A 21,151-nucleotide genomic window follows, 5' to 3' on the forward strand; every position below is an offset into this window, starting at 1 on the left:
CTATGTATCACGAATGACCGTACTTGATGCTTCTGTACCATCACATCAGACTGAGACCGTGACGTCCACCACCCCCGTAGCCACCTCCCGTCCGCTCCGCCACCCCTGGCTCGCGATGATCCCGCTGCAACTCGGCATCCTCATCGGAGCCCTCGCGATCAGCAGCGTCTCGACCGCCCTGCCGGCCATCCGCGGAGACCTCGAACTCACCGACAGCGGAGCCCTGTGGCTCGTCGACATCTACTCCCTGTCGCTCGCGGCCACCCTCATCCTCGCGGCGCGGATCGGCGATGCCTTCGGTCGCAAGCGCATCGTGTTGATCGGGTTGGCCGGGTTCGCCGCCCTCAACGTCGTGGGGGGATTCTCGGAGGACGGGCTGGTGCTGATCGCGGTCCGGGCTCTGCTCGGGGTGGCGGAAGCCTTCGTCGTCGCGGGCGTGGTCGCGACGATCGGCGCCCACTATCAGGCCCGTGAGCGCGTGCTCGCCTACGGGCTGTGGACCGCCACGTTCGGCGCCGGCAGTGCGCTCGGCCCGGTGCTCGGCGGAATCGTCACGGAAGGGCCCGGGTGGCGCTGGCTCCTCCTGGGCAGCGTGCCCCTCGCCGTGATCGCCGGGGTGCTCGCGATCTGGCTGGTCCCCGACTCCCGGAGTTCCCGCGCGGCGTCGTGGGACATCCTCAGCATCCTGTCGTCGATCGTCGCCCTCGGAGCGCTGGTCTTCGCGCTGCACGAGGTGCTCGCCGCTCCTGCCCCCGCGGCCATGGCCGGCGTCATCGCCGTCGCGACCCTGATCTTCTTCATCCGCCGGCAGCGGGCGCTGCGGGATCCGCTCATCGATATGCGACTCTTCGGCGTGCCCGGATTCAGTCCCGCGATCACCCGCATCGTCGCGAGCAGCGGAGTGGCGTCGGCATCCGTCGTGCTCGTGAGTCTCCACCTGCAGGACGGGCGCGGCCACAGCGCGGCCGAAGCGGGGATCGCGATCCTGCCGCAGGCGGTGGCCATCGCGCTCGGCGGCGTCCTCGCGCCCGTGTTCCTGCGGATGCTGAGCGCGAATGCGCTGACGGTGCTCGCCCTGACGGTGCAGGGCGTGGGGCTGGCGTGGCTCGCTTTCGACCCCGAGCTGGTCGCGCTCCCGCTCCTGCTGGTCGGCCTGGGCTTCGGGATCGGGGCGACGCTCGCCGCGACGGCGCTGTTCGACGTGACCACGGAAGACGACGCCGGCCAGGTGGGCGCCATCCAGGAGGTCGGCTTCGCGCTCGGCGGCGGACTCGGCATCGCCGTGCTCGGCACGGTCTCCTCGATCCTCGGGGCGAGCGGATTCACGGTCGCCCTGCTGATCGCGGCGGTCGTCGTGGCTGCGGCGGCGATCATGCCGCTGGCCCGCGCGGGGAAGGTGGCGTCGTGAGTGCCGCGCGCCCGACCGCGCACTGGATCCATGCGCACCCGCAGCCGAGCTCGTTCAACGCCCGGCTCTTCCGGGAGGGCACGCGAACCCTCTCGCGCGACTACGACGTGACGACCGCCGATCTCTACGCGCAGGGGTTCGACCCTGTGCTGTCGGCGAAGGATCTCGGCGAGCCGTTCGGTCGTGCGGGGAACGTCGTGGAACTCATGGGTGAGACTCAAGCGGCAGGACAGCTGAGCGCTGAAGTGGTCGAGGAGCAGCGCAGGGTCGCCGCCGCCGAGCTGCTCGTCTTCCAGTTCCCGCTGTGGTGGTACGGGGTTCCGGCCATCCTCAAGGGGTGGTTCGACCGCGTGCTCACGAACGGGTTCGCTTACGGGACGGTCGATCCCGAGAGCGGGATGCCGTTGCGTTACGGCGCCGGTCCGCTTGCAGGTCGGCGGGCGCTGGTGATCGTCACCGCCGGTGAAGACGAGCGGTCGATCGGCGCTCGCGGCATCAGCGGAGACATCGACTCCCTGCTCTTCCCCGTGACGCACGGCACGCTCTGGTACACCGGAATCGAACCGCTCGACCTGCACGTCGTGCACGACGCCGACGGGCTCGACGCGGACGGCATCGATCGCGAGCTCGGCCGCCTCGATCAGCGCCTCACCGGCATCCGCGCGGAGACGCAGGATCGTCCCTATCGCCGCCTGCAGGATGGCGACTACCGCGGTACGAGGGCCCTGCGGGCCGACATCCTCCCCGGCCGGACCGATCTCGACATCCATCGCACGGGCGGCCATGGACCGCAGCGAGGAGGCTCAGATGTCTTCGTGTCGTGCCGCGCGCAGGGGTGAGAACAGCACGATGAGTGCGGCGACCACGAAGATCACCACGCTCACCGCGATGGTGACGCGGTAGCCGAAGGCGGTGGCGAGTCCGCCGGCGATCAGCGCGCCGATGAGGAACATGATCCGGTTGACGGTGCGGATCGAGGCGTTCAGGCGTCCCTGCATCTGGTCGGGAGCGACCGCCTGCCGGTAGCCCATCTCGTTCGGGTCTTCGAGCCCCATGCCCAGGCCGAACAGGAACTGCCCGATGCCGAGCGGGATCGCGATGATCGCGACGTCCGCGGATGCCGGGAGCACGAGTATCGCGAGCCAGGCGAGCGCCGACAGGGCGCGCCCGGCGAGCACCGCACCGCCGACTCCGAAGCGCCTGCCGGCCATCGGTGCGAGGACCGCCCCGAGGAATCCGCCGATTCCGCCCATCGCGAGCACGAGGCCGAACAGGAGCGCGCCGAGGTCGAGCTCGCGGAGGGCGTAGGGGACGAACGCCGTGAGCGCGATGCTGTTGCCGAGGAACCAGACGTTCACCGATGCGGCCATCGGAGCGAGCGTGCGGTGCGAGTAGGTCCACCGCACACCCTCGACGATGTCGTGGCCGATGTGGCGTCCGTCGGTGCGGCGTTCGGCCTTCGGCTCGTCGACTCTGATGCGGCTCAGCATCACGGCGCTGACCAGGTACGCGACGGCGTCGATGAGGATCGCGATCGGGGCGCCGAGCCAGCTCACGATCGCTCCGCCGAGAGCCGGGCCGGTGGTCTGCGCGACCGTGCCCGCCTGTCCGAGCCGTGCGTTGGCAGCGACCAGCTGGTTGCGCGGCACGAGCCGGGGCAGCATCGGCTGCGCGGCGGAGTCGGCGATCAGGGTGAGCGCGCCGAAGAGCAGGAACAGCGCACCGAACGACCACACGGTCAGTGTCTCGGTGATCCACAGCACCGGGATCATGCCGAGCACGAGCGCCCGGCCGATGCTCGCGAGGACCATCGCGGGTTTGCGGCGCCACCGGTCCATCAGGGCCCCGACGATCAGGCCGAACAGCAGGTAGGGCACCACGTTCGCGGCGTTCAGCAGCCCGATCTCGAGGGGCGTGGCGTTCAGCGTCTTGACGATCAGCACCTGGAAGGCGAGGACGCTCACCGCCCCGGTGAATGCGCCGAGGGTCGATGACGACCAGTACAGCGCGAAGGCGGGGAGGCGGAGGACCTCGCCTGGTCTGTCGGTCATCAGAGCAATCGCACGTCGACCTTGAGGGCCGAGTATGTCGGGATCGCGCGTCGATCGCATGACAGCAGAGGTGTCGCGGCTGCTCGCGCCGCGAGAGCAACGAGACCGTCGTACACCGCGCCGCCCGCGATTCCGGTGTCGGCGAAAGTCGAGACGGCACTCAACGCCTCCCCAGCCGGGAGGGAGACGGATGCGGGAAAAGCGCGTGCGATGACCTGCGCGGCGAGCTCCGGGCTGAGGCGGGCATCGCCGGGAAGCCGCGTCAAGACGGAGTAGGTCTCGATGAGCGCGTGTCCGGCCAGTCCGCGCACCAGCCCCTGTGTCGCGTCTTTCACGGCGTGATGGGCCGGGTGGGAACCGTCGAGGAGAGCGACCGCTGCGCTGGTGTCGAGGAGGACGTCAGCGTTGGCCGGCAAGACGCAACTCGCGGATGTCGTCGGCATTTAGTCCCGAACCGCCCTGGATAACCAGGATGCCGTCCTCCTCGACGACCTTTCCACGTGCCTCCACCTCGAGACGTACTCCTGTGCCGTCGATGATCAGATCTACAGGCCCGGGGACGAGTCCCAGGCGCTCACGGATCTGAGAAGGGATCACGACCCGTCCTGCCTTGTCCATGGTGGTGCGCATGCCATCAGGTTACCACTCGAATGGTTCGAGGTTCAGGGTGATCCACAAGATACGGGAGTACTTCGGGCCCCGCACCGTGCCAGAGTGTTCGACGGAGGTCCGTCATGGGTGAAGCAATCCTGTGGGGTGTGGTGGCGGCGTCGCCCCTGTTCGTCGGCGCCGTGCTCGCGATGCTGCGGAAGTGGCCGCCGCGCTGGCTCGGCATCGTGCTCGGCTTCGGAGCCGGGGCGCTCATGGCATCCATCGCCTTCGAGCTCTGGCAGGAGGGGCTCGAGCGCGGAGGCGCCATCCCGCTCGTCAGCGGAGTGGCCGCCGGTGCCCTCGCGTATTACATCGCCGCCCGCATCCTCGATGCCCGCGCGGCCAAGAAGAAGGGCGAAGCCGGGGGCGGCCAGCTCGCGGTGGGTGCCCTGCTCGACGGCATCCCGGAACAGCTCGTGCTCGGTATCGGACTCGCATCGGGCGAGCCGGTGAGCGTGGCCCTCGTGGTCGCCATCCTCGTGTCGAACCTTCCGGAATCGATCGGTTCCGCCGCCGACCTCCTGCAGGGCGGCATGGCCCGCTCGCGAGTGCTGCTGCTCTGGGCCGGCGTCGCGGTCGTCTGCGCTCTCGCGACCGTCGCGGGGTTCGGTCTGGCGACGGTGACCGGCGACGGCTTCCGCACGGTCGCGAGCGGCTTCGCCGCGGGAGCCCTGCTCGTGATGCTCGTCGACTCGATGGTGCCCGAGGCGCAGTCGAAGGCCAAGGAGTCCACGGGCCTCGCGACCGTGCTCGGGTTCGCGCTCGCCGCAGGCCTGGCGCTGTCATCCTGACGCTGACCGGAACGGGAAGACCGCCCCCGGCCGGGGGCCCGCCAGGTGGCGGCGCACGAGGCCCGGAACGGGTGCGGGTGGCGGGTTACGCTCATGACCGACGTGAAGGATGCTGGCGGGAAGCCGCCACGCAGACGGCGCGAACGAAGGAGTTCCGATGACTGACACCCTGGCCCGCCCGCCCTTCGACCCCGAACTCGAGGCCGCCCTCGTCCTCATCGCCGACCAGATGCCGACGACCTTCACCACCGAGATGATTCCGCTGATGCGGCAGGCGCCCACGGGCGGAGAGGACCAGATCTTCGCCGTCCTCGACGAGCGCGGCTTCACGCGGCGCGATGTGACCATCGCCGGGCACGGGGGTGATGCGATCGTCGTCTCCGTGATCGAGAAGGAAGGGCGCACGGGCACTGGGCCGGGCTTCTTCCACACTCATGGCGGCGGCATGATCATCGGCAACCGGTGGCTCGGTGTCGTCTCCTTCCTCGATTGGGTGGAGCGCTTCAACGGCGTGATCGTCACTGTCGAGTACCGGCTCGCGCCGGAGTTCCCCGATCCGTTCCCCGTCGAGGACTGCTATGCCGGGCTCGTCTGGACCGCGGAGAACGCCGCCGAACTCGGCATCGACCCCACCCGGCTGCTCATCGGCGGCGCCAGTGCCGGGGGCGGACTTGCCGCCGGAACCGCGCTCCTCGCCCGCGACCGTCGTGGTCCGGCTCTGATCGGCCAGCTCCTCATCTGTCCGATGCTCGATGATCGCGACGAGACGGTGTCGACGAATCAGATCGACGGCATCGGCGTCTGGGACCGCGGCTCGAACATCACCGGGTGGACCGCCCTGCTCGGTGACCGCAAGGGTGGGTCCGACGTCTCGATCTACGCCGCTCCCGCACGCGCGACCGATCTCACGAGCCTGCCTCCGGCTTTCATCGACTGCGGCAGCGCCGAAGTCTTCCGTGACGAAGACGTCGCCTACGCCGGCCGGCTCTGGGAAGCCGGGGTGCAGGCCGAGCTGCATGTCTGGGCGGGCGGCTTCCACGGATTCGAGATGTTCGCGCCTCACGCGGCGGTGGCGCAAGGCGCTGTCGCCGCCCGCGACAACTGGGTGAACCGCCTGCTCGCGTGAACATGCCGCCGGGTCGCACCTGTGGCCCGGCGTAGGGTGGAACTCCCGCGCGATGGAGCCCGACATGCAAGATCTGCTGGGGCGGCTCACCGCCCTCGACCCGGATGCCAGCGAGACGCTCAAGGTCGTCACCTACTTCGACGCGCTCGTGGAGCGCTCGGTCGGCGTCGAGAGCATGCTGCGCGGAGCCGCGATGCTCAGCGGAGCGACGGTCGGCCATCGTGACGGTCGGCAGATCGTCCGGGTGCGCGCCGACGGCGTGCGCGCCGACCCGGTCGACCCGGGCGAGAGCTGGATGCTGCGGGAGAGCGGACCGGATGCCGTCGCCTGGATGGAGCGCGAGGGCGAGGCGCACACGAACGACGCGATGATCCTCGAGAGGCTGGCGCTCGCGCTCGGCATTATCCGCGCTCGCCGATCGGCCGGAACCGAGAGTGCGGTCGAGCTCGCCATCAGCTCGTTCGCAGGGGCCGATGAGCGTGTCGCCGCGCTCGCCCGCCTGCGGCTGCCGGTCGGGCAGCTGCGCGTCGTGGCTTCGCCGCCCGACCCGATGCCCCTGGCGCAGCATCCGTCTGCCGTGATCGCCACGCGTCATGGATTGACCAGGGCGACGATCCTGGCGGCGGATGCTGCGGTGGAAGACGCGTGGGCTGAGGCCGATGACGTTCGGCGGGGCCTCGGCACAGCCGTCACCGCGGAGCAGTTGCCCGGATCCTGGTCGTCGGCCCTCGTCGCCGCACGGCTCACCTCGCCCGCCGAGCCGACGGTCGCTGCCGCCGACCTCGGCGCGTTCCTGCTCGTCGCGGAGGCGGCGGATTCCCGTCCGCTCCATCCGGATGCCGCAGCCCTCGCGTCACTCGACGAACGCAGTCTCGAACTGCTCGACGCGGTCGCCGACGAGCAGAGCATGCGGGCGGCCGCGATCCGCCTGGGCAGGCACCACTCGAGCGTGCAGGACCGCCTGACCGTGCTCGTCGACACCCTCGGCTACGACCCGCGCACCTCCCGCGGACACACCCGCTTCGCTCTCGCGCGGATGCTGCTGCGCCTCGCCGGGTGAGGCACTGCCTTTCGAATCGCTTGATTGGGGGTGATCCGGCCTCCGAAGGCACCAGTTGCGCGATTCGAAGGCGGGTGTCAGTCGAAGCCGGGGTACTCCTCGAGCTTCTTCTCGAACTCGGCGCGGTCGGCTTCACTGAGCACACCGCTGGCGATCACGAAGAGCTGCAGCCCTTCCAGCGGCTCACCCGTGCGGGCCTGCTGCGCCTCTCGCGCCGTGCGGAACCCGCCGTCCGGATCGTTCGAGAGGTCGTAGATGTTGGCGTAGAAGCGCAGCGGATCCGGATAGTTCTCGGTGTAGTGCTCCCAGGTGTCCTGCGTGCGAGGGTCGTCGCTGCCGTAGAGCTTCGCGATCATCGTCGGATCCATGCCCGAGACCGTCGGATCGTTGAACGCGTACAGGTCCCACAGCCCGTGATCCACGACGACATCGTCGATCGCGGCCATGACCTCGAGCTTGCGGTTGTAGTCCTGGATCGGCTCGTTCGTCGCCCAGCCCTTCGAGGTGAACTCGACGAGCATCGACTCCCCGCCGTAGCCGTTGCGCTCCGGGCGCAGATCCTCGTCGCCGACCTCGACCCAGGTGTATCCGAACTCGTCGGTCAGCCGCGCCCGGATGTCGGCGAACAGCTCGTCGGCCTGGGCGCGAACCTCTTCCAGCGACTGCTGGCTCAGCGTCTGCTGCGGATCGGTGCCCTTGATGGCGGGATACGCCTCTTCGTGCTTCTGCTCCTCGGTCTTGACGCCCTCGTAGTTGCCCGATGCCGAGGTCTGCAAGGCGCTCATGCCGCCGACGGTCGCGACGTTGAACAGGATCGTGACGATGAGCGCGATCGCGCCCAGCATCCGTCCGCGGGCCGAGAAGAGCGCGGCGATGATCACAGCGACGACCACGAGCTGCAGCGCCAGCATCGTCACGCCGTAGAGGATGTCGGTGCCGCCGGCGAGGAGCGTGACGAGCAGGATGAGGGCGAACAGGACGGATGCCGCCAGCGCGATCCACCCGAGCACGTTCGCTGGCTTCTTCTCGGCATCGATCGTCGCCGTCGCGATACCCGCGGGAGGCTGCGGCGCCCCATACGCCGGCACCCCGTACGCCGGCTGCACGGGACCGGTCGGCCCCTGCTGGCGGCGAGCACCCCGGTAGCCTCCGGGCGGCGGGACGGGCGGCGCACCCTCGGCGCCCGCGAGGTACCGCGCCCGCTGCTTCTCGTGATCCATCACCATGGCTTGTCCGTTCCCGTGCCGCCGGGCTCGTCGCCCTGCTGCTGGTCGCGCTCCTGCGTGCCCTGCTCGAGCTTGTCCTTCAGGTCTTCGAGCTTGTCCTCCGACGGCTGCGGCTCCTCTTCCTCGGGCTGCTCCTCCTCCGGCTGGGGCTCCTGCTCCTGCTCCTGCTGCTTCTGCTTCAGTCGCTCCTCGGTGCTCTCGAGCGAGTCGGACATGTCGCGCTGCGGATCGGACGACTGCTGCTGCGCTTCTTCGCTGTTGCACTCCTCCGGCGTCTCGACCGTGATCGTGAGCGCTTCGCCGTACAGCTCGGCCGCGGTCGCGCCGTCGCCGTCGGCTCGAGCCGCATCGCCCATCCGCTCCACGACGAGCGCGAGGTTGATCCGCACGCCGCAGACCTCCAGGCCGGTCGCGAGCTCGAGAGCCTCCTCGAGCTTCGCCCGGGCTTCGGGCAGCTGCTCCGCCGCGCCGAGGGCCGTGCCGACGTTGAACGGCGCCTTGTAGGGCTCGAACCAGTTCAGGAACTCCTGCCCGCGGGCGGAAGCCTCGGAGCCGGCATAGTCGTCGACCACGTAAGAGCTGATCGCCTGGTGCGCGAACGCGTACATGCTGAGGAGTTTGCCCACGAAGAAGAGCGCGACGAGCGTGAGCGGCAGGGTGCCGATCGCCACCCAACGACGGATGCTGCGGCGTCGGCGGTTCGATCGCAGCAGGGCTGCCGCGGCCTCGTCGTGAGAGGTCATGACGCACCTCCTTCGCCGGGCGTCGTGCGGGCGCCCTTCGTCTCGCTGCGCTCGCTCAGGAACCGGGGTGGCTGGGACCGGGGTGGCTGGGGCCGGGGCGCAGCGGACCGGGGGCCGGCGCGCGCAGCTGGCGCAGCCGCGCGATCAGCATCGTGGCGCTGGTCAGCTCGAAGCCGAGGAGCAGGAGGATGACGAGAGCGGCGATCCAGTACAGCTCCGTCACGTTGCCGACCTCGCCGGACTCGGCATAGTTTGTGGTGGTCGACGGCGCCTCCGGCAGTGTCGGCGCGGCATCCGCGGTCCGGTGCTCGTACTCGACGCCCAGCTGTTCGGCGAGCGCCGCCAAGTTCTTCTCGTCGATCACCGAGAGCGCGTCTTCGCCCTGGTATTCGATGTAGTCACCGGACCCGGTCCCTGAGCCCGACGAAGGGTCGACACCTCCGGAGTTGATCCGCATCGGCCCGCCCTCCGCGGTGCCGTAGCCGAACACGGCACCGGAGTCGGTGTACTTGGCGCTCGACGCGAACGACTCCGGCGCAGAATCGACCGTCTGCTCGCCGTCGCCGAAGTAGAACACCATCCGCGAACGGTCGGGCGACGAGTCCGCGGCCGTGGCGAGCGTGTCCGAGAGCAGCCGCGCCGCGATGCCGATCGAGCTGCCGCGGGACTGGCTCGTCACCTCGGGTCGCAGCACGTCGAGCGAGCCCATCAGAGCGGTGGTGTCGGTCGTGAGCGGCATCCGCACCTCGGCCGCAGCATCCGACGTGATCAGCGCGAACCGGGCTCCCGGATACTCTGCGACGATCGCGCGCACGTCTTCGCGCACACCGTCGAGACGCGGTTCCCCGTCGGCCCAGTCCTCGGCCACGATGCTCGCCGTCGTGTCGACGACCAGCACGATGTCGGTGTCGGTGGCGAGCGTCTGCGTGGCACCGCCCGGAAGCCCCGGGCGCAGCAGCATCACGAAGCAGGCGAGCACCATGACCAGGCGCAGCGACCACAGCGTGCGGTGTCGCCCGGAGCCCGAGCCTGTCGAAGAGCCCGAGCCTGTGGAAGCACCGCCACCGCGCAGGATCACCCAGACGACGACCGCAGCCACCGGGGCGAAGAGCAGCACGAGCAGCAGCGGATGGAGAACGGGCTGGAAGATCACAGTCGCACCCTCCACAACACCACGATGAACGACAGGAGCGCGATCGACAGCACCACGATCCACAGGTTCGGGGTGTCGGTCCAGACCACCTGCGCCTCGCCGCGCAGCTCGGTCGCCTCCTGCTCCTGCACCTGGGTCACGATGTCGGCGACGGTCGTCGTGTCGCGCAGGCCGTACGCGGCACCGCCGGTCGTCTCGGCTGCGGCGGAGAGCTCCGCACTGACCTCGGCGTCCTTGCCCTGCACCGGATTCAGCGCGAACACCCGCACGCCCTTCGACTTCGCGTAGCCCGCGGCCTCTTCGAGCGTCACGATCGAGGCACCGTTGATCTCGTTGTCGGTGGCGAAGATGACCGACCGCGAACGATCGTCGTCGGGACGGTCGAAGCCCATCGTGCAGGCGGCGAGCCCGTCGCCGATCAACGAAGCCCCCTCGCCGTTGAGCGTGCCGACCCAGTGCTCGGGGATCTCATCGACGTAGTCGAAGCTCGCCTTGATGCTGGCGAGGTGCTCGCGGATGAAGTCGTAGTCGTCGGTCAGCGGGAAGATCTGCACGGGCGAGCTGTTGAAGATGGTCAGCCCGATGCGCTCGCCCTCGAAGTCCTCGAGCAGCTCCTCGAACACGCTCAGCACCTCGACGTCGACCTCGGTCATCGACCCGGAGACATCGAGGCACAGCATGATGTCGCGGCTGGTGTTGACGGGCTGGATCGTCTGCGACGACATCGGGCGGGCGGCGACCACGCCCGCGGCGACCGTGGTCAGGATGCCGAGCACGAGGATGCCGGAGAGCGCGATCACCCGGCGCAGCAGCGCCTGACGGAACGTCGGGAGGGTGCGCAGTCGCTCCGCGCGCGCGACGCGAGCCCGGTCGCCGTCGGCGTCGCGCCCGCGGCGGCGCAGCCCCAGCGCGAGTCCGATCCCGATGGCGAGGACCGCGATCCCGAGCGCCACCAGGATCATCCAGAAGTTCGCTAGTGCCACGACCGCACCACCGTTCGCGCGGCCTCGGCGCCCGCAAGGGGATCGATCGCCGGTCCCTGACGGAAGATGCTGGGGTAGTAGTGCCGCCCCATCGCGTCGATGAGAGCGGGGTGCACGCCGCGAGCCTTGAGGTCGTCGAGTGCCAGCACGGGCGCTTCCAGACCGCTGTACTCGTTCACGAAGGCGCGTACGACCCGGCTCAGCTCGAGGTTCGCGTTGCGGGCGGAGAGCTTGCGTTCCCGGTAGTCGGTCTCGACCATCTGGATGCGGTCGAGGTACTCGGTGCGCAGCTGCGAGAGCACATCGACGAAGAGCGGACTCTGCTCCGGCGCCGTGCCGGCGACGGAGAAGCTGCGACGAGGGCGGGTGAGCACGATCAGCAGCCACGCGCCGAGCACCAGCAGGGCGAGGATGCCGAATGCCAGCAGCATCCATCCCCAGCCGTACTGCGCGGGCGGGTAGAGCTCGTCAGATCCCGGCATGAGACCTCCGGTTCAACAACTGGAGCAGCTGCGAAACCGCGTCGTCCTGCCCCTCGAGCACGGAGTGACTGATCTCCATGCGCTTCAGGGTCTCTGCGAGGTGTGCGGCATCCGCCTCGGTCTGCGCCACCAGCTCTTGGACGATGCCGAGGTCGCCCTGCACGAAGTCCGGAACATCCCACCGGCTGTCGACGTCACTGCGGATGGTGCGGGTGCTGTGGTCCAGCACCGGATCGGCGTCGCGGATGGTGAGCCAGAGCACGTCGTGCTGCACGCGCAGGCGGCGCAGCATCCGCTCCGTCTCGTCGGTGATCGGCGCCTCGTCGGTGATCACGACGACGATCATGCGCCGCGAGATCGTGCGCGTGACGTAGGTGAGCAGGGCGTCGCGGTCGCTCGGGGCTGTGCTCTCGCCGATGGCCTTGTCGATGGTGCGCAGGGCGTGTTCCAGGGCACCCTCGCTGCGCCCTGGCGCGCGCCGCCGCACGCGCTCGGCGTCTCCGTAGACCATCGTGAAGTCGTCGCCGTGGCGGAGTGCGAGCACGCCGAGCACGCCGGTGGCGAGGATCGCGAGGTCTTTCTTCGATTGCTCATCGTGTGCGAGCGCCGTCATGGAGCGGCCGGTGTCGACGACGAACATGATCGTGTGCATGCGCATCGCGCGGTGACGCTTGACCAGAGGCGCACCCAGTCGGGCGGTCGCGCGCCAGTCGATGTCGCGTACCTGATCGCCGTACTCGTACTTGCGCAGGTCTTCGAAGTCGAGGCTGCGCCCGTGCAGCAGAGACGCGTACGCGCCGTCGAGCGCGTGCAGCGACTTGCGCGACGAGTGGATGAAGAGCTTGCTCTTCACCTGCGTGATCAGGCTGGGCATGGGGAGGTCAGGGTGTGGGGACGGCGGCGAAGATCTCGTCGATGATCTCCTCGCTGCGGATGCCCTCGGCGTCGGCCTCGAACGTCAGCAGCAGGCGGTGGCGCAGCACCAGATGGCGGAGGGCGCGGATGTCCTCCGGCAGCACGTGCGCGCGGCCGTTCAGCAGCGCCAGAGCGCGCGACGCCTGCAGGAATGCGATGCTCGCACGCGGGCTCGCGCCGTACTTGATCAGGCGGGCGCGCTCCTCGCCGATGTAGGGGGCGGGATTGCGGGTGACATAGGCGATCGAGACGATGTAGTTGCGGATCGCGGGGTCGACGTAGACGCGGCCGGCGACGTCCTGCAGCAGGTGTACGTCATCGAGGGTGACGGCACTGGTCACGTGGCGGTCGGGGTCGAGCACGCCGGAGTCGATGCGGCTGAGGATCTCGAACTCCTCGGCCGGGCTCGGGTACTCGACGATCTCCTTGAGCAGGAACCGGTCCATCTGCGCTTCGGGCAGTTCGTACGTGCCCTCCTGCTCGATGGGGTTCTGGGTCGCGATCACCAGGAACGGCTTCGGGAGCGGGTGGATCTCGCCGCCGATCGTGGTCTGGTGCTCCTGCATCGCCTCGAGCATGGCGCTCTGCGTCTTGGCGCTCGACCGGTTGATCTCGTCGAGCAGCACGAAGTTCGCGTGCACCGGGCCGAGCACGGTGCGGAACGAGCCGGTCGCGGATTCGTAGATCTGGCTGCCGGTGATGTCGCTGGGGAGCAGGTCGGGCGTGCACTGGATGCGCTTGAACTGCGCTTTCACGGTGTCGGCGAGGGTGCTGGCGGCGGTGGTCTTGGCGAGTCCAGGGACGCTCTCCAGCAGGATGTGGCCGCCCGCGATGAGCGAGACGAGCAGGCTCATCCGCAACCGGTCCTGGCCCACCATCTTCGCCGAGTAGGAGTCGGAGATGACCTTCAGCACGCTCGCGGCGCGGGACATCTCGGCATCCGTCGGTGCGCTCTGGTTCTTCGAACCCGAGACGCCCTGGGTCGCGCCCTCGGGAGCGGCGGGTGGTGCTCCGGGTGCCGGGGGAGCGGGCGGATATCCGGGAACGGGCGGGGGCGGAGGCGCGGAGTTCGTCTGCGGGTCCTGCGCGTAGGGCTCGTTCATGTGGGGGCTCCCTCGTTCAACGGGGAATGCGCCTCACAGCCATCCCCCGCGGACCAGCGTAACCGTATCCCCTGACGCTCCAGGCGGGCAGCGGTGCCCAGGTCACGCCGTGGGCGTAGAGCGGGAGCCCCGCTTCCGGCCGACCCAGACGACGAGCGCGGCGGCGCCGATGATGATCGCGGCGATCAGGACGACGTAGGCCGAGACCCCGAGGTAGCCACCGGGAACGAGGTGCGGGTCGAGGAACGGATACGGGTACCACCAGTGGTCGCCCGTGGCCGGCGCGATGATGAGGTTCGCGCGGACCAGCGTGTAGACGGCCCACACGATCGGGAAGATCGCTGCGACGAAGATCGTGCTCCATCCGAGTGCACGGCGTCGCGGTGCGAACAGCACGTCGAGCAGCAGGAACAGCGGGATAACGACGTGGAGCACCTCGTTCGACCAGGGCACGGTGACGCCCTGAGGCAGCACGACGCCGCGCAGCAGGGTGTTGTAGACGATGCCGGTGACGATCATGTAGGTGCTGGCGCACAGCAGCAGGATCGCCAACCACTGCGGTTCGGCATCCGTCTTGTCACGGCGGCGGAGTGCCCAGATCGCGCCGATCGCGAGAACGATCGCCGCGAGGATGTTGGACTCGATGGTGAAGAAGCTCAGGAAGTTGGCGGCGACCGTGGGCATGTGGCTGCCCCAGGCGGTCGGATTCGCGACCGCGTTCTCGATCGAGCGGCTCAGCTGGGCGATGACGGCAGCCAGCGCCAGAGCGGATGCTGCCAGTCGTGCGTAAGGCCACCAGGTGTTCATTTCGCCTCCGCCGGTCACTGTAGCGGAACCGATGTCTGGACCGCCGCACCGGTATATCGGTAGTGTCGGCCTCGCGCGCAACGTCATCGGGGAGCGCTGAAAGACTTCCCCATTTCGAATCGCGCAAATGGGTCTTTTTCCGCCTCGGAAGTAGCCATTTGCGCGATTCGAAAACCGCTCCAGGGCCGTTTACGCGCGCCGGCTCCAGCGCATCCGGGTGACGAGAACGCCGAGCAGGCACAGTGCGCCGCCGAGGAACATCAGCGGCGTCGGCACCTCGCCGAGGATTGCCCACGACATCAGGATCGCGATGGCGGGCACGACGTAGGTGGTGGCCGAGGTCTGGCCGGCCGTGCTGCGCTGCAGGACATACGCCCAGGTCGTGAACGCGACGGCGGTGGGGAAGATGCCGAGATACACGACCCAGAGCGTGGCGTCGAGCGGTGCGGACTGCAGCGCGCCGATGAGGCTGCCCACCCAGGGGAGAAGCGCGACCGTGCCGGCGATGGCTCCGAGCCAGGTGAGCGTGGTCGCGTCGGCGCCGGCGCTGAGGAGGCGCTTCTGGAGAAGGGTGCAGCCCGCGTACATGACGGCCGCGAGGAGCGCGAGCAGCAGGCCGGTGATGTCAGGGCCTGCGCTCGAGGACGAGTTCATGCCGATGAGCACGACGCCGAGGAAGGCGATGGGCGCACCGATCACGAGCGGTTTCGGGAACCCCTCGCGCAAGAACAGCCCGCTGAACACGACGACCATGAGCGGGGCGAGGTTCACGACCATCGCGGCGGTGCCCGCGTCGAGCGTGCGCTCGGCGCTGTTGAGCGCCAGGTTGTAGACGCAGAACCACCCGACACCCCACACGGCGATGAGCCACCAGTGGCGGCGCTCCGGAAGACGGATGCCGTGGCGCACGGCGATGAGGGTGAGGAACAGTGTGCCGACGGCCATGCGCAGCAGGGCGAGTGCGCCCGGGTCGTAGTGCGGCCCGGCACCGCGGATGCCGATGAACGCCGACGCCCAGAGCACCACGGTGACCAGGGCGGCGAGGAGGACCAGCGCGCCCTGCTTCTTCGGCGCGGTGGCGCTCGCACGGACTCCGGGTTCGCCGGACACTGCTTCTGGCATCCTCCGATCCTGGCAGGGGCCTCCGACATGGGCGATCGCCTGGCGCGACAGCATCCGTCTCTTTTCCGCCAAGCGTGGCTCGCTCGCGTGGCACTTTCTGCTAGTTCAACGCCTCTCAACCAGCACAAACTGCCACGTGAGCATGGACGTTCAGCTAGACATGGGAAACCGCCGCCGGGAGCTCGAAGTCGAAGCGACTTCGGATGGCGACAGATGTGCACACTGCACGACCCGATGCGCCTGTCAAGTAGGCCTTTCGGGGGACAGACAGACTCACAGCTGACGGATAAAGTCACCAACTAGTACCGCCGCAAACCCACGGTTGAAGCGTGACGGTCCCGCTTCGAGTTCCAGGTTTGCGTGTCTTCGCAGGTGGCATGTTCGCATGCCGCTGGACTCTTCGCGGGCGCCGTCATCAGCGCGCCGAGGTTGCGAGGCGGCATGTCCCGCCTCCCTCGTGTCACCCGGAGAAGAGTTCCGCAATGATGTCCAGTCCCCAGCGCCGACGCCTGCGTCTCGTCCCCACCCGGCGGTTGCCGTTCGCCCTCGTCGCGATGGTGATGACCACCATCGTCGCGGTCGGGCTCTTCCAGCCCCTCGAGGCTTCTGCGGCGTCGGCAGCGTCTGCTGTCCGCACGCAGGTGGCGGCAGCCGATGGGCTGTTCGTTCCCGCGACCGACGCCCCGGGCGTCGTCACCCAGTTCACCGACGGCGGCCCGGCCGTGCAGGCGGCTGCGCGGCAGGCGCTGCTCAAGGGCGGGCAGAGCATCGAGGAGTTCCTCTCCACGGGGCAGCATGAGGCGATCGCCCAGGACTACCGCCTCATGGCGCTGCGCCTGAGCCTCGCCGGCGGGCGCTCGGTTCGCGAGCGGGCCGAGGCCGTGCTCACGGAGAACAACCCGGACAAGCTCCGCGCGTTCGTCACCGAGGGGTGGAAGGACGCCTGGGCGATCGATGACCGCGCTGCGGCGTTCGTGCTCGCGGAGAGCGGTTCGCCCACGGTCCAGCGCGAGGCCGACAAGGCCCTGGATTCGGCCGACCCCACCGCGGTGTCGACCTTCCTCCTCGTGGGGAAGCAGAACGCTCAGGTCATCGACGACCGCGCCGCAGCCTACGCTCTGGCGTCGACCGGCTCGCCGAGTGTCGTCGCGGCTGCCGAGGCCGCCCTCGACGCCACCCTCCCGGACGGGTCGGATGACACTCAGGCCATCACCGACTTCCTTCGGTACGGACAGTTCGTCGCCGGAGCGCGCGACGCCGAGTCGGCGACGATCGCTCAGCTGACGGAACAGGTCATCGCCGCGAACGTGGTGGCCCAGGAGGAGCGTCGCAACGCCGACAGCGCGTCAGCTCAGGCGGTTCTGTCCGCGCGGCTGGCGAAGGAGGCGTCGCAACGCGCCGCCCAGCAGGCCGCTGCCGCACAGGGCAACGCCCAGACCGCGAGTGCCGCCGCCAGCCGTGCAGCCGCACTCGCCGGACAGGCCGCTGACGCCGCCGACCAGGCGGTGCAGGCCGCTGCGGCCGCGCATCAGGCGATGAACGCATCGATGAGCGCCGCCGGAACAGCGGCTGCTGCTGCGGCCCGCGCGAACCGCGCGGCGGCGAACGCCGACAGCTCCGCGGCATCCGCTGCCGGTCAGGCAGGGAACGCGGCTGCCGCACGTGCCGAAGCCGAGAAGGCCCGCGACGCTGCGGCGCGCGCGCAGCAGGCCGAGAAGAGCGCCGCGCAGGCGCGAGTCGCCTCGGAAGCAGCGACGCGTGCGTCGGAAGCTGCTGGCGCTGCGGCCGGCTACTCCGGCGAAGCGGCCGGCTATGCCATGGAGGCATCGCAGGCCTCGGGAGTCTCGTCGTCTGCGGCAGCGCAGGCACGGAGCGCAGCAGCGAAGGCGAACGCCGCCAAGGATCGCGCGGCGTCGGCGATCGCACGCGTCGATCGCCTCGCCGCGGAGACGTCGGATGTCGCCCAGCAGGCCCGCGATGCGGCAGCCAGGGCCGCCGACAATGCTCGGGCAGCTGCGATCGAGGCTGACACTGCCGCCGACCAGGCGAACATCTCTCAGGGGGCCGCCACTCGCGCGACGGCATCCTCGGCGAAAGCCGCAGCCGCAGCCGCAGATGCGACGGAGGCCGTCGAACTCGCGAAGGCGATCTTCACGCTCGCCCGGAAGGCCGACGCCGAACGGCTCGCGGCCGAAGAGGAGTTCGGCTTGGCGCAGGCGGCTCTGGCCGCTGACGAAGAAGCCGAGGCGAAGAAGCTCGAGGAGGACGCGAAGAGGGAGGCCGACAAGGCCGTCGCGGAGAGCAGCGCCTTCCTCGCCAAGATCACCGCATCGGGCGCGAACCTCCAGGAGCTGCTGCCGGAGGCGCGCTCCGCACTCGTGGCGCTGATCACGTCGGGTACGCCGTGGATCGCAGCTGCGGCAGAGCGGGCGATCGTCGGCAACGACGAAGCGATCGTGGAGTTCTTCAAGGACGGATACGACGTCGCGCTCGAGCAGGACCAGTGGGACGAGGCGAAAGCGCTTCTGTACGAAGGCAGCAACGTTCAGCTCCAGTCGGAGGCATACGACGTTCTGGAGAACGGCGAGGAGTACGTTGCCGAGTTCCTCACGGAGCGGCTGCCCGAGATCCGAGATCTCGAGAACCGTCAGACCGCATTCGCGCTGGCGACGAATGGCGGTCCGACCGTGAAGCGCGAGGCGAACCGTGCCCTCGATGCTGACGATCCCGTGGTTCTCGCGAAGTTCATCGCCGAAGGCCAGTACGACGCTCGGGAGATCGATCAGCGAGCCACCGCCTTCGCTCTCAGCAGCTCGGGCGGGCCGGAGCTCAAGGCGGCGGCCAATATCGCGCTGGAAGGCTCGCAGGCCGACCTGAAGAGGTTCCTCGAGCAGGGACAGTTCGACGCCGCAAAGCGCGATCAGGACACGGCGGCGCATGTCGCGCAGATGCAGAGCATGCTCCACCTCGCAGACTCGCAGGCGGCAGCAGCTCGTCAGGCGGCCGCGCTGGCCGAGCAGGCCGCGGCGACGGCACGGAAGGCGGCAGCCGAGGCGCAGGACAGCGCCAGGAAGGCTCAGGGATACGCGCAGGAAGCGCAGAGCTGGGCGACCAAGGCGGCCACCTCTGCCGCCCAGGCGACGGCGTCGGAGACCCAGGCTCGTCAGTCATCGCAGCGTGCACACCAGGCATTGAACGCCGCGACCGCGGACGCGAAGAAGGCGAACGGCTTCGCCGCCCAGGCGACGTCGTCGGCGCAGTCGGCCAGCGCCGCAGCGTCGAGGGCGAACGACGCCGCGAGTCGCGCAGCAAAGTCGGCAGAAGACGCGGGTGAAGACGCTCAGGCCGCGGTGAACGCCGCGACCGAAGCCCAGGAGATCGCCGCGTCGAAGCAGCGGGCTGAGGACGGGGCCGACAACTTCCCGCCGCCCGCGGGCAAGGAGGGCGAGCTCACGCAGGCGCAGATCGATGCCGCCTACGCGCTGGGCGGCGACGCCGAGGTCAAGCGGCTCAAGGATGCTCACGCGCTGACGCAGCCGAACGCCGTGCTGGACTTCATCATCAAGGAGGGCGGCAAGGTCCTCCTCGACCTCATCGGCGTCACCGACATCATGGACTGCGTCACCAAGGGTGACATCGGTGCGTGCTTCATGGCCCTCGTCGGCTTCGTCCCGTGGGGCAAGCTCGCCAAGGTCATCGAGGCCATCCCGCTCATCATGAAGCTCGCCGACAAGGTCATCGGCTTCGTCAACAAGGTCGGCGACGCGTTCAGCCTGCTCAAGAAGAACAAGGACAAGGCCGTCGATCTTGCGGGAGCGGCCTGCGGGCTCGGCGCAGCCGCCGGAGCCTCCTCATCCGTATCGACGTCCGGCATCAGCGTCATGGGCAATAGCTGCAAGCCGATCGGCCCGAGCAACTTGACGAATCCTCCGGGCGCAAACGCGAACATCAAGGGTCAACACGGCGAATACGCTGCCGGTATTCGTCCGGGCACCACGAAGGACATGTTCGACAAGGTCGAGTACGGGCTGAAGAGAGATCGAATTGCCGACCAGGCCGGGCTCTTGCACATCATGGAAGTCAAGAATGTGAATCGGCAGTATTACAGCAGCCAGATTCGCGACATGATCAAACTGACGGAGGCGACTGGCCGTAAGGACTTCATTCTCGCTGTGCGGCCGGATACAAAACTGTCCACGCCACTCATCGAAGCGTTGTGCGTAAAGGGCGGACCAGTGACGTTCTTCATCAAGCACCTGCCGGAAACGGTGAACGGTGATCTCTCCGGCAATGTGCTGGAATCGTACTGTGCAACTTTGAAAAAGGGCTGAACGGTCGTGTCACAGGATTTCGAGGTGTACGCCACAAAGGTGCTCGCAGCACCGCAGCTTGTTGAGCTGATCCTGACCGTCGACGGACTGACTGCACAGGTCGATCCGGCTGATGGGCAGCTCACCTCCGTGAGCCGCGTGGGGTCCGGAGCATACTGTTTCACAATCGACGGCCCGTTCACGATCGAACCGGATGACATGCCGGACGAGGTCCGGAGTGCCAGGCCGACTGTGCTCTATCAGATGGTCGTCCAGGGGAGTGCGTCCGAGAATGTTCCCTTCGCGAGACGGTTCTCCGAGAGACTGGCTGCGTTTGTCGACGGCGTGCTCGTGGACCCGCAGGCGAAGAATCACAGCCACGCTCGAACTCCGTCGCCGCCGTCGACCAAGGTGACTGCGGGCTTGTACCTGCACTTGTGCTGGTATCGACAGCGCGACGATACCAAAGAGTTTGCGGCTCAATTCCTCGAGGCGGCCGAGGAGCATTTTCCTGCGGCCGTACCGACGCGGTTCGGTACTCATGAGCCGTTTCAGGGAAAGTTCCCCCGCGACGAGCCGTCGCAGTTCGGGCGGGTCTACCGGGAAGAGTGTGATGTGTCGCCGCTCCTGTTCAAGGGGACGGCAATCAAGTACGGGTCGGTATCCGGATGGACCAACAGCCTTGAGGCAAGGTATCAGGAGCTTCATGTGAGCTTCGATCTGGATCATCTGACGAAGAAGCGACTGCTTGGCACTGTCGAAGCATTTCTCAGCGAGGTCGCGGTCAAGACAGGAAGCTTCTTCGCGTTCGCCGAGGTGAACTCGTCGAAGCTCGACACCGCGATAGTGCCGGCTGTGCGTGGAGCCTGGGCGGGGATGCCCCCCAGGCCGCAATGGTTGATGTGGTTCTCGTCCGAGTATGCAGAGCTGGTCCGGCCGCACCTTGCAGCAGGTGTTACCGAGGATGGATCGGTGGGCTCGCTACATCGCTGGACGGAAGAACCCGCAGAGGCGTCTGAAATCGAGTCGTGGCTCATTGAGACTCCATGGGTGCCTTTTGAGTTGCTCCCTGTATCGAACCCTGATAACTATCGGAGGCCCTACGACCAGGCCCATCTGATGCCAGATCCCCTTCGAGCGCCCGCGCAAGGCTCACCAGAGTGGCGGCGCATCGAGAGCAACTACGCGCGTGCGTCCTCGACAGATGAGAACCGCTGAGT

At 68.4% G+C, this 21,151-nt stretch carries 19 protein-coding genes; 7 read left to right on the plus strand and 12 right to left on the minus strand.

Translation table 11 applies throughout. From position 1 onward, the window contains the following. Positions 1 to 58 precede the first annotated feature (58 nt). Together V5D55_RS06600 and V5D55_RS06605 are read left to right on the plus strand one after the other, a co-directional pair. Positions 59 to 1,408 (plus strand): MFS transporter, encoded by a 1,350-nt coding sequence (locus V5D55_RS06600; protein ID WP_435748582.1) that lies wholly within the window; start codon positions 59 to 61, stop codon positions 1,406 to 1,408. Continuing rightward, positions 1,405 to 2,247, plus strand: a complete 843-nt coding sequence (locus V5D55_RS06605) for an NAD(P)H-dependent oxidoreductase (protein ID WP_435748583.1) — start codon at positions 1,405 to 1,407, stop codon at positions 2,245 to 2,247. The genes V5D55_RS06600 and V5D55_RS06605 overlap by 4 nt, the downstream gene beginning before the upstream one ends. On the opposite strand, the gene V5D55_RS06610 is transcribed toward V5D55_RS06605, so the two are convergent. From V5D55_RS06610 to V5D55_RS06620, 3 genes are read right to left on the minus strand one after another with little or no spacing between them, the layout of a single operon-like run. Further along, a complete protein-coding gene (locus V5D55_RS06610; protein WP_435748584.1) occupies positions 2,212 to 3,459 on the minus strand; it encodes an MFS transporter in 1,248 nt (415 codons plus the stop codon). The two genes, V5D55_RS06605 and V5D55_RS06610, sit on opposite strands and share 36 nt — an antisense overlap. Continuing rightward, positions 3,459 to 3,875, minus strand: a complete 417-nt coding sequence (locus V5D55_RS06615) for a PIN domain-containing protein (protein WP_435748585.1) — start codon at positions 3,873 to 3,875, stop codon at positions 3,459 to 3,461. The genes V5D55_RS06610 and V5D55_RS06615 overlap by 1 nt, the downstream gene beginning before the upstream one ends. After that, entirely contained in the window at positions 3,859 to 4,089 is a 231-nt protein-coding gene (locus V5D55_RS06620; RefSeq protein WP_435748586.1) for an AbrB/MazE/SpoVT family DNA-binding domain-containing protein, read from the minus strand. Before V5D55_RS06620 ends, V5D55_RS06615 begins: the two co-directional genes overlap by 17 nt. 104 nt (positions 4,090 to 4,193) lie before the next feature. On the opposite strand from V5D55_RS06620, the gene V5D55_RS06625 reads away from it, so the two are divergent. From V5D55_RS06625 to V5D55_RS06635, 3 genes are all read left to right on the plus strand, one after another. Beyond that, entirely contained in the window at positions 4,194 to 4,901 is a 708-nt protein-coding gene (locus V5D55_RS06625; RefSeq protein ID WP_435748587.1) for a ZIP family metal transporter, read from the plus strand. A gap of 157 nt (positions 4,902 to 5,058) precedes the next feature. Next, positions 5,059 to 6,027: an alpha/beta hydrolase gene (locus tag V5D55_RS06630; protein ID WP_435748588.1), complete on the plus strand. Its 969-nt coding sequence runs from the start codon at positions 5,059 to 5,061 to the stop codon at positions 6,025 to 6,027. A gap of 64 nt (positions 6,028 to 6,091) precedes the next feature. Continuing rightward, positions 6,092 to 7,087 carry a hypothetical protein gene (locus V5D55_RS06635; protein ID WP_435748589.1) on the plus strand — a complete coding sequence of 332 codons (996 nt, stop codon included), beginning with the start codon at positions 6,092 to 6,094 and terminating at the stop codon, positions 7,085 to 7,087. A 77-nt stretch (positions 7,088 to 7,164) separates the two neighbouring features. On the opposite strand, the gene V5D55_RS06640 is transcribed toward V5D55_RS06635, so the two are convergent. The 9 genes from V5D55_RS06640 to V5D55_RS06680 all read right to left on the minus strand — a co-directional run bounded on the left by V5D55_RS06640 (position 7,165) and on the right by V5D55_RS06680 (position 15,621). Next, positions 7,165 to 8,313, minus strand: a complete 1,149-nt coding sequence (locus tag V5D55_RS06640) for a DUF4064 domain-containing protein (protein WP_435748590.1) — start codon at positions 8,311 to 8,313, stop codon at positions 7,165 to 7,167. Then, the gene (locus V5D55_RS06645; RefSeq protein ID WP_435748591.1) at positions 8,307 to 9,056 is read right to left on the minus strand and encodes a hypothetical protein; all 750 of its coding nucleotides are present in this window, start codon (positions 9,054 to 9,056) and stop codon (positions 8,307 to 8,309) included. Before V5D55_RS06645 ends, V5D55_RS06640 begins: the two co-directional genes overlap by 7 nt. A gap of 55 nt (positions 9,057 to 9,111) precedes the next feature. Beyond that, entirely contained in the window at positions 9,112 to 10,209 is a 1,098-nt protein-coding gene (locus V5D55_RS06650) for a VWA domain-containing protein (RefSeq protein WP_435748592.1), read from the minus strand. Next, positions 10,206 to 11,192 (minus strand): VWA domain-containing protein, encoded by a 987-nt coding sequence (locus V5D55_RS06655; RefSeq protein ID WP_435748593.1) that lies wholly within the window; start codon positions 11,190 to 11,192, stop codon positions 10,206 to 10,208. The genes V5D55_RS06650 and V5D55_RS06655 overlap by 4 nt, the downstream gene beginning before the upstream one ends. Beyond that, the gene (locus V5D55_RS06660; RefSeq protein ID WP_435748594.1) at positions 11,183 to 11,674 is read right to left on the minus strand and encodes a hypothetical protein; all 492 of its coding nucleotides are present in this window, start codon (positions 11,672 to 11,674) and stop codon (positions 11,183 to 11,185) included. Before V5D55_RS06660 ends, V5D55_RS06655 begins: the two co-directional genes overlap by 10 nt. Continuing rightward, entirely contained in the window at positions 11,661 to 12,548 is an 888-nt protein-coding gene (locus tag V5D55_RS06665) for a DUF58 domain-containing protein (protein WP_435748595.1), read from the minus strand. The genes V5D55_RS06660 and V5D55_RS06665 overlap by 14 nt, the downstream gene beginning before the upstream one ends. 7 nt (positions 12,549 to 12,555) lie before the next feature. Then, positions 12,556 to 13,521: an AAA family ATPase gene (locus tag V5D55_RS06670; RefSeq protein ID WP_435749269.1), complete on the minus strand. Its 966-nt coding sequence runs from the start codon at positions 13,519 to 13,521 to the stop codon at positions 12,556 to 12,558. A 273-nt stretch (positions 13,522 to 13,794) separates the two neighbouring features. Beyond that, positions 13,795 to 14,499, minus strand: a complete 705-nt coding sequence (locus V5D55_RS06675; RefSeq protein WP_435748596.1) for a Pr6Pr family membrane protein — start codon at positions 14,497 to 14,499, stop codon at positions 13,795 to 13,797. A 189-nt stretch (positions 14,500 to 14,688) separates the two neighbouring features. Further along, complete coding sequence (locus V5D55_RS06680; protein WP_435748597.1) at positions 14,689 to 15,621, minus strand: DMT family transporter; 933 nt, start codon at positions 15,619 to 15,621, stop codon at positions 14,689 to 14,691. 482 nt (positions 15,622 to 16,103) lie between these two features. On the opposite strand from V5D55_RS06680, the gene V5D55_RS06685 reads away from it, so the two are divergent. Both V5D55_RS06685 and V5D55_RS06690 read left to right on the plus strand, forming a co-directional pair. After that, positions 16,104 to 19,952 (plus strand): putative toxin, encoded by a 3,849-nt coding sequence (locus tag V5D55_RS06685; RefSeq protein ID WP_435748598.1) that lies wholly within the window; start codon positions 16,104 to 16,106, stop codon positions 19,950 to 19,952. 24 nt (positions 19,953 to 19,976) lie between these two features. Then, the gene (locus V5D55_RS06690; protein WP_435748599.1) at positions 19,977 to 21,149 is read left to right on the plus strand and encodes a hypothetical protein; all 1,173 of its coding nucleotides are present in this window, start codon (positions 19,977 to 19,979) and stop codon (positions 21,147 to 21,149) included. Positions 21,150 to 21,151: the final 2 nt, after the last annotated feature.

It is taken from the genome of Microbacterium sp. PMB16 (assembly GCF_051294855.1).
Taxonomy (GTDB): domain Bacteria; phylum Actinomycetota; class Actinomycetes; order Actinomycetales; family Microbacteriaceae; genus Microbacterium.

Coding starts and splice junctions, on each gene's coding strand:
- V5D55_RS06610 (WP_435748584.1), bottom strand. CDS start 3,459: ATGACCGACAGACCAGGCGAGGTCCTCCGCCTCCCCGCCTTCGCGCTG.
- V5D55_RS06620 (WP_435748586.1), bottom strand. CDS start 4,089: ATGCGCACCACCATGGACAAGGCAGGACGGGTCGTGATCCCTTCTCAG.
- V5D55_RS06625 (WP_435748587.1), top strand. CDS start 4,194: ATGGGTGAAGCAATCCTGTGGGGTGTGGTGGCGGCGTCGCCCCTGTTC.
- V5D55_RS06630 (WP_435748588.1), top strand. CDS start 5,059: ATGACTGACACCCTGGCCCGCCCGCCCTTCGACCCCGAACTCGAGGCC.
- V5D55_RS06635 (WP_435748589.1), top strand. CDS start 6,092: ATGCAAGATCTGCTGGGGCGGCTCACCGCCCTCGACCCGGATGCCAGC.
- V5D55_RS06640 (WP_435748590.1), bottom strand. CDS start 8,313: ATGGTGATGGATCACGAGAAGCAGCGGGCGCGGTACCTCGCGGGCGCC.
- V5D55_RS06645 (WP_435748591.1), bottom strand. CDS start 9,056: ATGACCTCTCACGACGAGGCCGCGGCAGCCCTGCTGCGATCGAACCGC.
- V5D55_RS06660 (WP_435748594.1), bottom strand. CDS start 11,674: ATGCCGGGATCTGACGAGCTCTACCCGCCCGCGCAGTACGGCTGGGGA.
- V5D55_RS06665 (WP_435748595.1), bottom strand. CDS start 12,548: ATGCCCAGCCTGATCACGCAGGTGAAGAGCAAGCTCTTCATCCACTCG.
- V5D55_RS06670 (WP_435749269.1), bottom strand. CDS start 13,521: ATGTCCCGCGCCGCGAGCGTGCTGAAGGTCATCTCCGACTCCTACTCG.
- V5D55_RS06675 (WP_435748596.1), bottom strand. CDS start 14,499: ATGAACACCTGGTGGCCTTACGCACGACTGGCAGCATCCGCTCTGGCG.
- V5D55_RS06680 (WP_435748597.1), bottom strand. CDS start 15,621: ATGCCAGAAGCAGTGTCCGGCGAACCCGGAGTCCGTGCGAGCGCCACC.
- V5D55_RS06685 (WP_435748598.1), top strand. CDS start 16,104: ATGATGTCCAGTCCCCAGCGCCGACGCCTGCGTCTCGTCCCCACCCGG.